Below are 16,276 nucleotides of genomic sequence, written 5' to 3' on the forward strand. Positions count from 1 at the left end.
GCAGGCGGTCGTCAGCGCCGAGATCAAGAGCTGGAAGGCGCGCGCCGGCGAGGCCGCGCGGCGTGTGACCGAGATGGACAAGCGTGCCGAAGCACTCGCCGCCGAAGCCGCCAAGCTCGCCGACGTCCCCGCCAGGCTCGCGGAACAGCGCGCCGAGGCCGAAACCCGGCAAGCCACGCTGCGCGACAAGGTCGCCGCCGCCGAAGCGCAGGAGCGCACCGCGGAAGCTGCGCTACGCGAAGCAGAAACCGCGCTGAACGCGATCCGCGAGCGCGTCGCCGCCGCGCGCGAAACCCGCGCCGGCGCCGTCGCCCGCTCCGAAAATGCCGAACTCCGCCGGATCGAGATGGGCCGCCTCTCGGGCGAGCGTTTCGAGTGCCCGCCGCCGCTGCTCCCGCAAAAGGCCGGGTTCGACAGCGCGAGCGTCGGCGACGCAGCCGCCGAATCGGCGCAGCACGACAGGCTGATCACCGACCGCGAACGCCTCGGCCCCGTCAATCTCGTCGCCGCCGACGAACTCGTCGAACTCGATAGCGAGCGCGAGAAGAGCGCCGCCGAGATCGAGGAACTGACGCAGGCAGTGAACCGTCTGCGCGGTTCGATCGGCAATCTCAACCGCGAAGGACGTTTGCGCCTGCTTGCGGCGTTCGAGGCGGTGAACACCCATTTCCAGCGGCTGTTCACCACCCTGTTCAACGGCGGACAGGCGCATCTCGAGCTCGTCGATTCGGACGACCCGCTGGAAGCGGGGCTGGAAATCATGGCGCAGCCGCCGGGCAAACGGCTGGGGACGCTGACATTGCTGTCGGGCGGCGAACAGGCGCTCACCGCCGTCGCGCTGATCTTTGGGCTGTTCCTGACCAACCCCGCGCCGATCTGTGTCCTCGACGAGGTCGACGCGCCGCTCGACGACGCCAATATCGAACGCTTCTGCGACCTGCTCGACCGCATGGCGCGCGAAACCAACACGCGCTATCTGATCGTCACGCACAATGCGGTGACGATGGCGCGGATGCACCGCCTGTTCGGGGTGACGATGATCGAACGCGGCGTCAGCCGCCTCGTTTCGGTCGACCTTGGCGGCGCCGAGGAACTGCTCGCGGCCGAGTAGATCTTAAGGCGCCGTTCCCACCACCAACATCGCCGCGAAAATCAGCAGCCCGGCAAAACGGTTGCTACGAAATTTCGCCAGCGCATCCTCGCCATTGGCGGGGTCGAGCGTGACGATCTGTCCGGTCAGGTGCACCGCGGCGGGCAACAGCGCGATCAGCACGATCGGGTCGGGACGTACCGACCACAGTGCGCCGCCCCAGCAGGCGAGCGCGAGCGCATAGCATATCGCGACCCCGCCCTTCACATGGCGCCCCATCGCGCGCGCGCTCGACTTCACGCCGATCAGCATATCGTCTTCGATATCCTGCAACGCATAGATGGTGTCATACCCGATCACCCACGCAATACAGCCGCCATAGAGCAACGGCAGCGCCAGCCCTTCCGGCCCGCCCACCGCAATCCAGGCGACGAGCGCACCCCAGCTGAAGACAAACCCCAGCCAGGCCTGCGGCCACCAGGTGATGCGTTTCATGAACGGATAGCCCGCGACGAGAATCAGGCTGCCAAGCGCGACGATCTGCGCCGGGCGTGGCAGCTGGAGCAGCACCACCAGCCCGACAAGCGACAGCAACAGCGTCCACAACAGCGCGTTTCGGACCGACACCGCACCGCTCGCGACCGGACGCGATGCGGTGCGCGCGACCTTGGCATCAAGGTCGCGATCGACAATATCATTATAGACGCAGCCCGCGCCGCGCATCGCGATCGCCCCGGCGAGCAGCCACAGGAACAACGGCCAGTGGCTGATCGCCCCGCCGCCGAGCGCGAGTCCCCAGGCGCACGGCCAGTAGAGCAGCCACCAGCCGATCGGCCGGTCGAACCGGGCGAGCAGCGCATAGGGCCGCATGGCGGAGGGCAGCATGGCGACGAAGCCGCGAAGCTGGCTGTCGGGAGGATGGGTGGCAGTCATCGGCAGCGGCGCATGTAGCAGCCGCCGCGCCCGCGATAAATGGCTGATTGGACCGGCGCGGCGCTCAGCTGCAGGTCGACGGCGTCACCCCGGGCGACGAATAGACCTGCGACAAGTCGCGCCCTTCGCGGATATTGAACGCCGCCGTGGACCGGATCGTCCGCTCGCCAAGCCATTGTTCGTAAAGCAAAGGCTCATATTCATAGACGATCTCGACGAACATCACTGCCGATCCCGGCGGTGCCGTCACTTCGGCGCCTTCGGGCCCCATGCCCGGAAAGTCGGTGCCAGTGGCGCCGTCGCCGGCGTCGCCAAAACTCGATTCGACATCGAGATCGCCATAGCAGCGCTGCCAGTGAATCCACTGGCCGTCGTCGTCATTGCGTTCGAGGCTGGACAGGATGATGCGTCCGCGCGTCCCCAGGTCCAGGCCTTCCGCCTGCCGTTCGGCGCCGGTGAACACCTCATTGATGTCGATCTCGCGCACGCGGGGCAGCGACAGGTTGCTGCCAACCGCGATGCGCGACGCATTGTCGGCGGTGCTGAGACCGATCTGGCTGATACGCGTGTTGGCGAGCGTCAGGCTTGCCATTTCCAGCCCGCCGAAACCCAGAAGGACCATCAGCGGGATGCAGAAGGCCATTTCGATCATCACGGTCGCGCGCTTGTCGCGCAGCAGCCGAAAGCGGCGCGCGAGGCGGGCCTTGCGCAGGGCGAAGGCGCGAAGCATCTGGCTCATTTGCATATCACCTGGCTCGACGAAGCATTGGCGTTGAACGGCTGGTTGCGCAGGACGGTCGACGCGGTCAGCGTGACCTCTTTCGATTGGCCCAGCATCTGCCAGGTCGGCAGGATGCGATCGAACGTCATCGATACGGTGTAGAGCACGACATCGTCGGCGCCGCCATTACCGGCCGATCCGCGATCGGCCTCCCAATTGCCGGTATCGTTCATGTCCTCGAAGCATTCGCCGGGGTCCCAGACCTGGTTGCCATTCTTGTCGGTCAGCGGTTCGGGTTCACCGACATCGTCATAGCTTTCATAGGCCAGACGCTCGAACTCGACGTCGGCGGACTTGAACACGTCCTTGACCTTGTCGCCGACCTTTTCGTCGAGCGCGTCCTGGTCCTCGGAATATTCCTCCAGCGTCGACAGGCGCGCCGCCTGGCTCACGGCGCCCTGGAGCACCTGCCGAGCATACATCTGCCAGCAATAGTCAAAGATGCCCATCATCAGCAGCAGGAACACAGGCGCGGTCAGCGCGAATTCCATGATGGCGGTGCCCCGGCGATCGCCGCGCAAACGGCGCAGGGTGGACAGGCGGCGCGTCATTGCGACAGCCTCAGGCGCGAAATCTGCCCCGCGATCGACGCAAATATCTTCTTGAGCTGCTCGGCGCTGCTTGTCTGATAGGCCTTGCTGGGGGTCGCGCAGGTCGTCAGTTCGTTGTTGAGCGACGTGCCGAACCCGATCACCCAGATCGTGATGTTGCGCGATTTCGCGGCGTTGCACAGCTGGAGGAAGCGGTTGTTGTGCCGATCCTTCAGCCCGCCGTTGTCGGTCGTCGCCGAACCGCTGACGCGCTGCATCAGATATTCATAACCCTGCGTCGTCAGATTCTGCCAGTTCGGCGCCATTTCACCGTCGGTCATGAAGATGATGTGGCGGCTGATCGGGCGCTCGTTGGGCGCCGTCGCATTTTCGGCGGCGAACAGGCCCGTCGGCGAGAGGAGACGAACCCCCCACACCATCCCGGCGTCGTGATAGGTGCCGCCGACCGGCTGGAGCGCGTCGACCTTGCCCTTGAAAAAGGCGCGATCGTCTTCATCCATCTCGGTCAGCTTGAACGCTTCCGCGGGGCACACGCCCCAGCCGTTCGGCCAGTGATAGTCATAGGCCTGCCAGCTGCCGCCGCTCACGCTGCCGCTGCCGATCGTCCGGACCCCCGAACCCGACGGCGTCGTGTTGAGGTTGACGGCGCGGTGATAGGACAGTTCGGGGATCAACACCCTCCACCGGCTGTTTTCATCGCTGGGAACCAGGTCGACATCCATGTCCAATGCCGCGCTCGGCGCGGTCGTGTTCGCACCGAACGACGTGGTGCGCCGTTCGATGACGCAACCGCTCCAGCTCACCGTCTCATTGGCGCCCGAATTGCCGGTGTCGACCGTGATCGACCCGCCGCTTTTCATCGACGAAACGTCGAAGACACGGTCCTCGTAACGATATTGGCTGTAAAAGGCGGTCGAACTCGGCGTCGGCGAGGACGCGTGATCAAAGGTCACGGTGCGACGCTGTAGCCAGCAGGTGCTGTTGCCCGAATTATATTGATAGCGATAATTATAGTAACGATGCTGGCTGCCGGCGACGGTCACCTGAAGGCGGTTGCCGTCCTTGTCGACGATGCGGGCCGTCTTGTTGATGTCCTGCGATCCGACCAGTGCCGGCTTGGTATCGGCGGGTGGGGTCAAGCCGGAACAGGACGCGTTGCTGGTAAAACCACTGACCGGCAGGAAATCGGACCAAGACCCGTTGGTGGTCGTCCCCGTCGTCACCGACGACGGCGGATTGGTGCCGCTCCAATTATAACGCGTCACCGGCGAACGCGACGGCAGGATCGTGAAGTCGGACACCCAATCGGGATTCTCTTCGGTCAGGATCTTGCCGACGTTCGCGGTCGAACTGTACGGCACCATCCCGATGCGCAGCCGCCCGTCGCCCTTTTCGGCCTGGGTGAGCGTGTCGAAGAACACCATCGATGCGTCCTTCAACCCGGTCATGCGGGTCTTTCCGTCGGACGTATTCTGGGCCATCGACCCGGTCACGTCGAGCACGAGCATCACGTCGGTGTTGGAAATTTCCAGCTTTGCCGCGCAGTTGGCGGTCAGGTTGAACTCGCTCACGCCGAAGATGAACATGATCGCGGTCGGCAGGCGGGCGGTCGCGGTGCCGATGACTTCGGTCTTGCCCTCGGGTTCCGATTCAAAGCTGATGCTATCGCTGCCGTAGATGCCGTCGCGATAGTTGAAGTTGAACATCTTGAGCGCTTCGCCCTCGGCTTCCTCGTCATAGGAGGACGCGCCCATGTAACGGCGCCCGGCAAGCACGCCGGCGTCGCACGCCTGCTGGAGGCGGAGTTGCGCCATATAGCCGCGGCCGATGTCGATCCCCGACCCGACGATGCCGATCACCGGCACAATCGCCGCTGCCGTCAGCATGAAGGCGTTGCCGCCCTGATCGCGCAGAAGCCTTTTGGCGCCGAGCCGCAAGCGGCTGAATACGGTCCCTCGCATGGTTTAACCCCTCTAAGACCGGCGGCACGCCCCACCAGATGAGCCGCTGGTATCGTCGCACTAGGGGAGGACTGCTTACCAAAATGCTAATCGGGAGTGAGGGCATGGGGCGATATCGACGCTTCTGACCCGGAACGGGACATTATGATGCACTTCATGGCAAAGGATGCACAAATTACCGCTGTCTGCTATCGCGCCGCCATGCCCGCGACTCCCGCCTGGCCGCCCGCCAGCACCCCCCGCCTGTTCGTCGATGTGCCGTTGGCGCCCGATGCCGCGCCGCTGATCGACGGCGCCACCGCCCATTATCTGCTCGGTGTCATGCGGATGAAGGTCGGCGACCCCGTCCTGCTGTTCGACAATATCAGTGGCGAATGGCTGGCGGTGATCGCCGATGCGGCGAAACGTTCGCTGACGCTGCGCATCGAACGGCGGACGCGCCCGCTCGAACAGGTTCCCGACCTCTGGCTCTGCTTTGCCCCGGTCAAGAAGGCGCGGCTCGACTGGATCATCGAAAAGGCGACCGAACTGGGCGTCGCGCGGTTACAGCCGGTGATCACCGAACGGACGATCGTCGAGCGCGTGAAGCAGGAACGGATCGCGGCCCAGATTGTCGAGGCGTGCGAACAATGTGGGCGCACCGCGCTGCCGACGCTGGCCGAGCCCGTGAAACTGCCGCAGCTGTTGAACGACTGGCCCACCGACCGCGCGCTGCTATTTGCCGACGAAGCGTGCGGCGTCCCGCTCGCCGCGCTGTCGGCGCCCGCGCCCGCCGCGATCCTGACCGGCCCCGAAGGCGGCTTCACCGACCGCGAACGCGACCTGCTCGTCGCGCACGCCGCGGTTCGCCGCCTCGCGCTGGGTCCGCGCATCCTGCGCGCCGAAACCGCCGCGATCGCCGCGGTCGGCCTGTGGATGGCACAACATGGCGACTGGTCGGCCGCATAGGGTCATTTCTGTCCCGCCTCCGAACAGAAACAGGTGCAAGTCACCGATTTTAACCGGATATTAGCTATGCCGGTGCCATAGCGGCGCCATGCAACGGCGGGACCAGAGCCGATACTGCTGGCGTGGGGGCCAGTATTTGCAGTCTGTGCGAGCATGTATCATGCTTGTCTGGCTGGCCCTTGGGCTTGCCGCGAATCCCGCCGCCGCACAGACGACGACCAGCTACAGCAACACAACGACCGGCACGATCAGCGAGAGCGCGACGACATGCGCCAATCCGATGCTGCGGACCTTCACCGTCGGCGCCAACGCACAGGTCACCGACGTCAATATCGGTGTCCAATTCGCGCACTCCTATCGGGGTGACATCCGCGCGACCCTGGTGTCGCCGGCGGGCACGGTGGTCAATCTGATCACCAATGTCGGGACGTCGGCGAACAACCTCAATGTCCTGTTCGACGACAGCGCCGCCGCCAGCATCGCGACGCACACCGCGAACGACAGCACCGCCGCAGCCCCGCCCTATCAACGCGATTTCCGGCCCGAAACCGCGCTCGCGAACTTCAACGGACAGGGTTCGGCCGGCACATGGCAGCTGACCATTTGCGACTCGCTCAATGGCGACAGCGGCAATTTCACGCGCGCCGACCTGACGCTGACGACCGTGCCGATGGCGCCGTCGGCCGACCTGTCGCTCACCAAGTCGGTCAGTAACGCGTCGCCTGCGTCGGGTGCCAGCATCAACTATATTCTGAACGTCACCAACGCGAGCGGCTCAGCGCTGACCGCGACCGGCGTGACGGTGCAGGACATATTGCCCGCGGGCTTCGCCTTCACCGGCGCGTCGGGCTTCGGCAGTTATGACAGCGCGACCGGCATGTGGAGCGTCGGCAGCATCCCGGCGGGCGTGACGCGGACGCTGACGATCAGCGGCACCGTCACCGCGACGGCGGGCGCCAGCGTGACCAATATTGCCGAGGTCAGCGCGTCGTCGGCGTTCGACTTTGATTCGACCCCCGGCAACGGCTCGGCGGGTGAGGATGACTATGATTCGGCCAGCTTCACCGTGTCGGGCACGCGGACTGCGGGGGTCGCGCCGACGCTCGTCTGCCCCGTCGGGACCACGCTGCACGACTGGGACAGCATCGGCTGGCCAGCGGGCACCACCAGCGGCAGCTATGCGCTGGCCGCGATCGGCACGATGAATTTCAATATCGCGATCAGTGGCGGCTCCTTTCTGAACAATGCGACCTATGGCGGCCAGTCGCCGACGCGCCAGAACATCGTCACCGGCGGCTTCTCCCCGGCGCAATTCTCGATCTTCCAGATCGCAGATTTCACCAGCCAGGCGGGGGCGATCACCTCGACGATCAGCTTGCCGACCGCGGTGCCCGGCGCGCAGTTTCGCGTGTTCGACATCGACTATGCAGCGGGGCAATTCGCCGACCGTCTGACCGTGACGGGCAGCTTTAACGGCGCGCCGGTGACGCCGACGCTGACCAACGGCATCAGCAATTATGTCATCGGCAACAGCGCCTATGGCGACGCGACCTCGGCGGACGGCAGCGCGAACGGCAATGTCATGGTGACCTTTTCGGCGCCCGTCGATACGATCATCATCACCTATGGCAGCCACGGCCTCGCCCCGTCCGACCCCGGACAGCAGGGCGCGGCCATCCACGACATCAGCTTCTGCCGTCCGACGACCAATTTGACGATCGCCAAGTCGAACAGCGTCGTCAGCGATCCGACCAACGGGACGAGCAATCCGAAAGCGATCCCGGGCGCCACGATGCGCTATTGCATCCTGGTCACCAACAATGGCAGCGGCACCGCGACCGGCGTCAATGTGGCCGACGCGTTGCCCGCCAGCACGACCTTCGTCGCCGGGTCGCTGCGCAGCGGCACCAATTGCGCCGCTGCGACGACGGTCGAGGACGACGATGCGAGCGGCGCCGATGAAAGCGACCCGATCGGCGCGTCGATCAGCGGCGCGGCGGTCGCCGCGACGGCGCCGACGCTGCTTCCCGCAAATGCCATGGCGATCGCCTTCGACGTGACGATCAACTGATGGCCCGCCGCCCCCGGACCCGCCTTGCGCGCTTTGGCGCCTTTTTCCTCATCGCCGCCGCGCTGGCCGCCGCGCCGCCCGCGGCGGCGCAGCGCGTCATCGTCAATCCGTCTTTCGAGGCGAACGACCCGCAGGGGCCGGGCGCGGCCAGCTACGAAATCTATTCCCACGGGTCGGTTTCGGGCTGGGTTTCGGCGTCGGGCGAGATTGAGCTGTGGGACACCAGCTTTCAGGGCGTCGTCGCCTATGCCGGGTCGGTGTTCGCCGAAATGAACGCGAATGTCCCCGGCGCCTTTTACCAGAATATCTGCATGGTGAACGGCGAAACGATCGGCTGGACCTTTGCCCACCGCGCCCGCTCCGGCGGGCCGACGACGCAGACCGCGCGGTTGCAGATCGCCAACAGCGCGGGTTCGCTGATCCAGAACCTGGCGACGCAGGCATCGACGGTCAACAACGTCTGGAACGTCAACACCGGCACCGCGACCTATGGCGGCGCGTCGGGGGTGCAACGCGTCCAGTTCATCACCACCGATGCGGGCAGCTACGGCAATTTTCTCGACGACATCCGCATCACGCTCAACCCGTTCGTCGAATTGTCGGCGGCGGCCTCGTCGGGGGTCGAATCGATTGCGGCGGCGAACCTTCCGGGGCTGATCGTCAGCGGCACGTTGTTCACGCCGCGCACGGTCAATGTCAGCATCACCGGCGGCACCGCGACGCCCGGCACCGACTATGTAACGCCGGGTGGCGGCGCGTCCTTCACCGTCACCATTCCCGCGGGCACCTATCAGAATGTCACCGTCCCGCTGGGCATCCAGATTCTCGACGACACGGTGACCGAGGGCAGCGAGACGATCCAGATCGCGCTCAACACCGGCACCGGATACACCGTGTCGAGCACGTCGAGCTGCGGCGGCACGCCGCGCACCGCGAGCAGCTACACGATCACCGACAACGACGCACCCGTCGTGCTCACGAAAAACTGGGCAAACGGAATTGTAGGCGATGCGGTCGACCTGGCAATCGGCGGCGGCTTTGCAGCCAGCGCAGGCACTTCGGCGGTCGGCGGCGCGGCAACCAACGCCGCCGCCGTGGCAACGCCCGGCAGCACGCTGACGCTGACCGAGACTTATACGAACGGCGCCGCGGCGAATTACAACAGCAGCATCGAGTGCCGCCGCAACAGCGACAATGTCGCGGTCGCGACCGCTGGCAGCGGGCTCAGCCGCACAGTCGTCATGCCGTCGGGCACCTCGCTCACCTGCACCTGGACCAACAGCCGCCGATCGGCGACGCTTGTCGTCCGCAAGACTTGGGTCAATGCCCGAACGGCCCATGCCGTCACCGTTCAGACCGCTGGTCTCGTCAATAACGCCAGCCTCGCCTCGGTCGCGAACAGCGCGAACGAAACCGACACCAACGCCGCGGTGACCGTCTATGCCGGCGAAACCGCCACACTGACCGAAACATTCAGCGTCGGCGACGGCGCAAATTATGCCCAGGCGCTCGGCTGCACCGGCAATGCCGCGCCGCTTGCGGGCAATGTGCTGACGGTCGGCGCGGCCGACACCGCGATCATCTGCACCTTCACCAACCGCTATATCGTGCCGTTATCGATCGCCAAGACGTCGCTGGCTTACAGCGACCCGGTCAACGGGTTGGTCCATCCCAAGCTGATTCCCGGTGCCTTTGCCAATTACGGCCTGACCGTGACCGCTCCGGGCGGCACCAGCCCGACCGCGGACAGCGTCATCGTTACCGATGCGATCCCGTCGAGCCTGAGCCTGTTCGTCGGCACCTATGCCCCCGGCCCCGGCCCGATCCTGTTCGCCCCGGGCGCCAGCGGGCTGACCTATGGCTTTACCAGCCTGTCGAGCGCCGCCGACGACCTGGAATTTTCCAACAATGGCGGCGCCGGATGGACCTATGTGCCGACCGCCGACGCCGATGGCGTCGATCCCGCGGTCACCCATGTCCGCATCCGGCCAAAGGGCGCGATGGCGCCGGGGTCGAGCTTTACGATCAACTTGCGCGCGCGCGTAAAATAGCGCGCATGCAACAGCCGATTGCATTCTATACCGAATAGTCTAAATGCGCGAAAATGAGCACGCGCACCGCCTCGGACAGCCACGATCCCATCGTCGAAAACCGCGACCAGCTCGCGGTCCCCATGATCCAGGGCGAGAAGCCCAGGGATCGCTGGCGCATCGGCACCGAGCATGAGAAATTCGTCTATCGCACCGCCGACCATCGCGCGCCCAGCTATGACGAACCCGGCGGCATCCACGACCTGTTGATGGCCCTGACACGCTTTGGCTGGGAGCCGGTGATCGAGGGCGGAAAGGTGATCGCGCTTGCGGGCAGCGACGGCACCGTCAGCCTCGAACCCGCGGGCCAGCTCGAACTGTCGGGCGCGCCGCTTGAAAACCTCCACCAGACCTGCGCCGAGACCGGCCGCCACCTGAAACAGGTGAAGGAAGTCGGCGCCGAACTCGGGCTCGGTTTCCTGGGGCTCGGCATGTGGCCCGACAAGACGCGCGCTGACCTCCCGATCATGCCCAAGGGGCGCTACAAGATCATGCTCGACCATATGCCGCGCGTCGGCAGCATGGGGCTCGACATGATGCTGCGCACCTGCACGATCCAGACCAACCTCGACTATTCGTCCGAAGCCGACATGGTGCAGAAATTTCGCGTTTCGCTTGCACTGCAACCGCTCGCCACGGCGCTCTTTGCCAGCTCGCCCTTCACCGAGGGACGGCCCAACGGTTATATGTCGTATCGCAGCCATATCTGGACCGACACCGACCCCGCGCGCACCGGCATGCTGCCCTTCGTGTTCGAGGACGGGTTCGGATATGAACGCTATGTCGACTATATGCTCGACGTGCCGATGTATTTCGTCTTCCGCGACGGCAAATATATCGACGCCGCAGGGCAGAGCTTCCGCGATTTCCTGAAGGGCGAGCTGCCCGCATTGCCGGGCGAGAAACCGCACCTCTCCGACTGGAACGACCATCTCTCGACCGCCTTCCCCGAAGTGCGCCTGAAGAGCTTCCTCGAAATGCGCGGCGCCGACGGCGGCCCGTGGAACCGCATCTGTGCGCTGCCCGCATTGTGGGTCGGCCTCCTCTATGACCAGGGCGCGCTCGACGCGGCGTGGGACCTCGTCAAGAATTGGAGCATCCAAGAGCAGCAGGCGCTCCGCGACGCCGTGCCCAGCGAAGGCCTCGACGCCCCCGCCCCCGGCGGCGGCACCGTTGGCGAATTGGCGCATCGCGTCCTCGATATCGCCGCATCGGGCCTCGCGGCGCGCGGCGAGGTCAATTCGATGGGCGACAATGAAGTAGGCTTCCTCGAACCGCTGCGTCGCATCGCCAAAAGCGGCAAATCCCCCGCGCACGACCTGCTCGACCGCTACGAAGGTCCGTGGGGTGGCGACCTGTCGAAAATCTACGACGAACTCAGCTTTTGACGATGCGACCGCCTTGGGTGGTGAGCGGGCGTCCGCTCCGCCCTCTCGTCACCCCGGACTTGATCCGGGGTCCATGACTTCAGCGCCGCGATGGATCCCGGATTAAGTCCGGGATGACGAAGAAACAATGTCCAAAATCGGTCGTTAACGGCTCTCCACATCGCCCCAAAAGTGCAGCAATTGCGCAACACTGCCGACACGAACGTCGGCGGCGCGGCGCTCGAGCGTTGACCGTGCGCCTCGCGCGCGGCAACGGCGGGCAATATTCTCTACCCGCCCGCTTCACTTTCAAAAAGGACAGGTCATGCGCCATCTTCCTTCCGCCCTTGCCCTGAGCATCGCTCTCGCCTCCGCGGGCTGGGCCGCCCCCGCCGCCGCGCAGCAAGCCACCGTCGCCGAAGACAGCGGCCTCGGCGACATCGTCGTCACCGCGCAGCGCCGCGAAGAAAGCCTGCAGGATGTGCCGGTGGCCGTGTCGGTGCTGTCGGGCGGCACGCTCGATGCCATCACCTCGACCGGCTCTGACGTGCGCGTGCTCGCGGGCCGCGTGCCCAGCCTCAACATCGAAAGCTCGTTCGGCCGCACCTTCCCGCGCTTCTACATCCGCGGGCTCGGCAACACCGACTTCGACCTCAACGCATCGCAGCCGGTCAGCCTTGTCTATGACGACGTCGTGCTCGAAAACCCGATCCTCAAGGGCTTCCCGATCTTCGACCTCGATCGCGTCGAAGTGCTGCGCGGACCGCAGGGCACGCTGTTCGGCCGCAACACGCCGGCGGGCATCGTCAAGTTCGACACCGTCAAGCCCGGCAAGACCGGCGGCCACGCGCGCATCAGCTATGGCCGTTACGGCACCAGCCAGGTCGAGGTCGCGGCGGGCGCCGCCGACGACAATGGTTTCTCGGTCCGCCTCTCGGGCCTCTACCAGCACCGCGACAATTGGGTCGACAATATCGCGACCACGAAATCCAAGGATCTCGGCGGCTATGACGACATCGCCGCGCGCCTCCAGCTGCAATATGAAAACGGCCCCTTCACCGGCCGCGTGACCGGGCAGGTCCGCATCTATGACGGCTCGGCGATCATTTTCCGCGCCAATACCCAGGTGCCGGGCAGCAACAAGCTCGTCGGACTCGGCGGCGCGGGCACTGAGTTCAAGCGCGACGAAGTCTATCAGGACGGGCTGAATTTCCAGAAGCTCAACACCTATAACGCCGGGCTGAACCTCGAATATGATTTCGGGCCGGTCACCGCTTATTCGATCACCTCCTATTGGAACGGCAATTTCCGCAGCCGCGGCGACATCGACGGCGGTTTCGGGGCGGTGTTCCTGCCGGTGTCGGGTCCGGGGCTGATCCCGTTCCAGGCGCAGAGCCAGGACAACGTCCCCAGCCTCGACCAGTTCACGCAGGAAATCCGTATCGCGTCGAACAACAGCGGCGGGCTCGGCTACCAGTTCGGCGCCTTCTATTTCGACGAAAAGCTCGACATTTCGAGCTTTGAATTCGGCGGCCCGACCGACGCGACCCCTTCGGCGATCGCGGTGCAGCGTCAGGACAGCGAAGCCTATGGCCTTTTCGGGTCGGTCAACTATGCATTCGACAATGGCTTCAAGCTGCAAGCCGGCGCACGTTACAACCATGACAAGCGCGATTTCGTGGCGTCGCGGCCGGTGGAAACGCGCCCCGACTTCGTCGTCAACCCGAACACGCCGGTCCCGCCGCAGGCGGCAACAGTCAAGGGCAAGCTGCTGACCTGGGACGCCAGCGCGACCTATGAAGCATCGGACGCGATCACCCTTTATGCCCGCGTTGCGCGTGGCTATCGCGCGCCGTCGGTGCAGGGCCGCCTGACCTTCTCGCGCGTCATTTCGACCGCCGACCAGGAAGAAACGATGTCCTATGAGGCCGGGATCAAGACCGCCTTCCTCGACGACCGCGTCCGCTTCAACCTGACCGGCTATTATTTCGACACCAAGGACCTGCAATTGACCGCGGTCGGCGGCACGTCGAACGTCGCCAGCCTGCTCAACGTCGACGCCAAGGGTCATGGCATCGAGGCCGAGTTGCAGGCAGCGCCCGCGCGCGGCCTGACCTTCTCGATCGGCGGCGCGTGGAACGTGGCGGAAATCGACGATGCCGGTGCTTTCGTCGCGGGTTGCGGCTCGGCGACGCCATGCACCGTGCTCGATCCGCCGCGCGCGGGGAGCCCGGGCATCTTCTCGATCGACGGCAACCAATTGCCGCAATCGCCGAAATGGACGCTCAACTGGACCGCGGGTTATGAAGTCCCCGTCGGCGACGGCGCGATCTATGCCTTCACCGACTGGTATTACCGCTCGAAGATCCAATTCTTCCTTTATCGCTCGGTCGAATTTTCGGACGACAAGCTGCTCGAGGGCGGCGTGCGCGTCGGTTACCGGACCGACCGCTTCGACATTGCGGGCTTTGTGCGCAACATCACCAATGACGCATCGCCGACCGGCGGCATCGATTTCAACAATCTGACCAGCTACGTCAACGAACCCCGCATCTATGGCGTCGAGGCGGGCTTCAAATTCTGACGCGACCTTCGGCCCGCGCGGCTTCGACGCCGTGCGGGCCCGATTTTGTATCGCGGATCTTTCCTGTTATCATCGGCATATAGCTGTTGATGGGGACTCGATGATGATCCGTTTGACCACCGCAAGCCTGACCGCCGCCGCCCTGCTTTCCTCGCCCGCCGCAGCCGAAGGCATTGGCATCAATTCGGCGGCAAGCATCGGTGCCAACGCTTATGCCAACGCCGCCAGCGTCTATCCCCGGACGCGCGAGGACGAGCGCAAATGGCTGTTGCAGCAGCTCGAAGCCGTGTGCCGCAGCAAGCTGCGGTCGGACCAGCGCCGCTGCGATCGCGCGTGGCGCATCATCGCCGACGGCTACGCCGACCTGCAGGCGCGGCGCGCCGCCGAAGCGGCAAGCGCCGCCACCGACGCGCTGAAGGATTAGGCGACCGGCCCGACCCGCGGGTCGGGTTCAAGCCGGACGAGCGGGCGCGCGCGTCCCGTCAGCTTCGCGAACAGCCGCGGCACCAGCGCATTCGCCTGCGCCCAGTCCCAGTATCGGGCATAGGCCGGGTCGGCGAGGAGATGCTTCTCCTCGGTCTTGGCGCGCCAATAATAGACCCCGCTGACCAGCCCCAGCAGCACGACATTGCGCGCGCCCTCGATCCAGCCGCCGGCGGTGACAAGAAAGGGCAGCGAACCGATCCACCAGGTCAGATTCTTTGAAACATAGGCGGGATGGCGGGTGAACGCATAAGGGCCGTGGGTAATGATGCCGCGATGCGTCAGGTTTGAAAAGCGGATGCCGAACGCCATCGTCGCCCAGCTGTAAACCGCGGTGAGCAGCGCGAGCGCGATGGCCCAGACGATCAGCAACCTGTCGTGACCCGCCAGCCAATAACCCCAGTCGGCACCGTAAAGCTGGTAATCGAGCGGCCCGCCATTCATCAAAATGAAGGGCGGGTAGCAGACGAGCGCCGCGACCCACGCCATGCCATAGGGATTGGCGGTGCGGATATGCGCGTCGAGCGGCTTCAGGGTCAGGATATAGCCGACCGTCGCGACATGGACGTCGATCAGATAGAGGAAATTGATCGTCCAGATCCCGGTCTTGTAGGGGTTGGCGAGGATTTCGCTGATCGGCACGGTGACCAGCGCCGAAAAATTGCCCGGCACGATCGACAGCATGAAGGCGGTGAAAAACCCCTTCACCGCCCAGGCGCGCAAATGATGCCCGATCGCGCGGGCGTCGACGGGTTGCCCCGGCGCAATCAGCCAGCGCCCGAAATGCCAGCAGCCATCGCGCGGCTCAACCATGCGGCGGTCGAGCCACAGCATATAGGGCACCGACGCCAGCAGCAGCCAAGGCGCGACGGTTTCGAGCAGGTTCATCGAAAAGGCGTAGTTGCCCTCCCAATAATAACGCATCGTCGCATAGATCAGCGCGATCAGCCCCCAGGTCGCCCACAGACCCGCCAGCTTGGTCAGGCTGATATCGACCGTCTCGCGCCACGCGCGCCGCTGCGTCCAGTCGATGCCCGTCGACGGATTGCGGTGGACCTTGTCGACGAAAACCGACCAGAGCACCATCGGCACGCCGCAGGCGAGCACGCTCATAATCGCCGAATTGGGGCCGCTCATCCGTCCCCGCATGCCCCAATCGATGCCCAGGAAAGCAGCGATTTCGGGTGCAAATCGCGCAATCAGCAAATAGCTGACCAGCCCCGCGAGCCCGACGAGGCCGACCCCCGCGCTGACCGCCGAACGCGGCCGGGCGTCCGCCGGTGCCGGCGGGTCGCCTGCCGATTCGTGCGGGCTGGGTTGCGCGGAATTGACCATGATATTCACCCGCTTAGCCCTAGCCGAAAATGGTAAGCAAGCCGTCAATGCTGTTCGACGATTCGCCTGGCATTTCCTGCCA

The 16,276-nt window shown here is 64.9% G+C and carries 12 protein-coding genes; 7 read left to right on the forward strand and 5 right to left on the reverse strand.

All coding sequences use genetic code 11. The annotated features are described in order from the left end of the window. Nucleotides 1–1,111, forward strand: a 1,111-nt coding sequence (locus A3E77_RS02610) for a coiled-coil domain-containing protein (protein ID WP_458574404.1), incomplete at its 5' end; no start/stop codon positions are given. A gap of 3 nt (nucleotides 1,112–1,114) precedes the next feature. Here the strand turns inward: A3E77_RS02610 and ubiA are convergent. From ubiA to A3E77_RS02630, 4 genes are all read right to left on the reverse strand, one after another. Next, nucleotides 1,115–2,023 (reverse strand): 4-hydroxybenzoate octaprenyltransferase, encoded by a 909-nt coding sequence (gene ubiA / locus A3E77_RS02615; protein WP_293643347.1) that lies wholly within the window; start codon nucleotides 2,021–2,023, stop codon nucleotides 1,115–1,117. Nucleotides 2,024–2,087: 64 nt separating this feature from the next. After that, nucleotides 2,088–2,762, reverse strand: coding sequence for a TadE/TadG family type IV pilus assembly protein (locus A3E77_RS02620; protein ID WP_293643348.1), 675 nt, complete (start codon nucleotides 2,760–2,762; stop codon nucleotides 2,088–2,090). Further along, nucleotides 2,759–3,355: a TadE family protein gene (locus A3E77_RS02625; RefSeq protein WP_293643349.1), complete on the reverse strand. Its 597-nt coding sequence runs from the start codon at nucleotides 3,353–3,355 to the stop codon at nucleotides 2,759–2,761. Before A3E77_RS02625 ends, A3E77_RS02620 begins: the two co-directional genes overlap by 4 nt. Continuing rightward, nucleotides 3,352–5,316: a TadE/TadG family type IV pilus assembly protein gene (locus tag A3E77_RS02630; protein ID WP_293643350.1), complete on the reverse strand. Its 1,965-nt coding sequence runs from the start codon at nucleotides 5,314–5,316 to the stop codon at nucleotides 3,352–3,354. Before A3E77_RS02630 ends, A3E77_RS02625 begins: the two co-directional genes overlap by 4 nt. A gap of 201 nt (nucleotides 5,317–5,517) precedes the next feature. Between A3E77_RS02630 and A3E77_RS02635 the strand changes: the two genes are divergently transcribed. From A3E77_RS02635 to A3E77_RS02660, 6 genes are all read left to right on the forward strand, one after another. Further along, the gene (locus tag A3E77_RS02635; protein ID WP_293643351.1) at nucleotides 5,518–6,264 is read left to right on the forward strand and encodes a 16S rRNA (uracil(1498)-N(3))-methyltransferase; all 747 of its coding nucleotides are present in this window, start codon (nucleotides 5,518–5,520) and stop codon (nucleotides 6,262–6,264) included. Nucleotides 6,265–6,424: 160 nt separating this feature from the next. Then, nucleotides 6,425–8,335, forward strand: a complete 1,911-nt coding sequence (locus A3E77_RS02640; protein WP_293643352.1) for a proprotein convertase P-domain-containing protein — start codon at nucleotides 6,425–6,427, stop codon at nucleotides 8,333–8,335. Further along, on the forward strand, nucleotides 8,335–10,386 hold the full coding sequence (locus A3E77_RS02645; RefSeq protein WP_293643353.1) for a hypothetical protein: 2,052 nt from the start codon (nucleotides 8,335–8,337) through the stop codon (nucleotides 10,384–10,386). Before A3E77_RS02640 ends, A3E77_RS02645 begins: the two co-directional genes overlap by 1 nt. Nucleotides 10,387–10,439: 53 nt before the next feature. After that, nucleotides 10,440–11,813 carry a glutamate--cysteine ligase gene (locus A3E77_RS02650; protein ID WP_293643354.1) on the forward strand — a complete coding sequence of 458 codons (1,374 nt, stop codon included), beginning with the start codon at nucleotides 10,440–10,442 and terminating at the stop codon, nucleotides 11,811–11,813. A 304-nt stretch (nucleotides 11,814–12,117) separates the two neighbouring features. Further along, nucleotides 12,118–14,376: a TonB-dependent receptor gene (locus tag A3E77_RS02655; RefSeq protein ID WP_293643355.1), complete on the forward strand. Its 2,259-nt coding sequence runs from the start codon at nucleotides 12,118–12,120 to the stop codon at nucleotides 14,374–14,376. 103 nt (nucleotides 14,377–14,479) lie between these two features. Beyond that, a complete protein-coding gene (locus A3E77_RS02660; RefSeq protein ID WP_293643356.1) occupies nucleotides 14,480–14,800 on the forward strand; it encodes a hypothetical protein in 321 nt (106 codons plus the stop codon). Here A3E77_RS02660 and A3E77_RS02665 read toward each other — a convergent pair. After that, nucleotides 14,797–16,194 (reverse strand): methyltransferase family protein, encoded by a 1,398-nt coding sequence (locus tag A3E77_RS02665; protein ID WP_293643357.1) that lies wholly within the window; start codon nucleotides 16,192–16,194, stop codon nucleotides 14,797–14,799. The genes A3E77_RS02660 and A3E77_RS02665 overlap by 4 nt on opposite strands. Nucleotides 16,195–16,276: the final 82 nt, after the last annotated feature.

The organism is Sphingopyxis sp. RIFCSPHIGHO2_12_FULL_65_19, assembly GCF_001830555.1.
GTDB lineage: Bacteria > Pseudomonadota > Alphaproteobacteria > Sphingomonadales > Sphingomonadaceae > Sphingopyxis.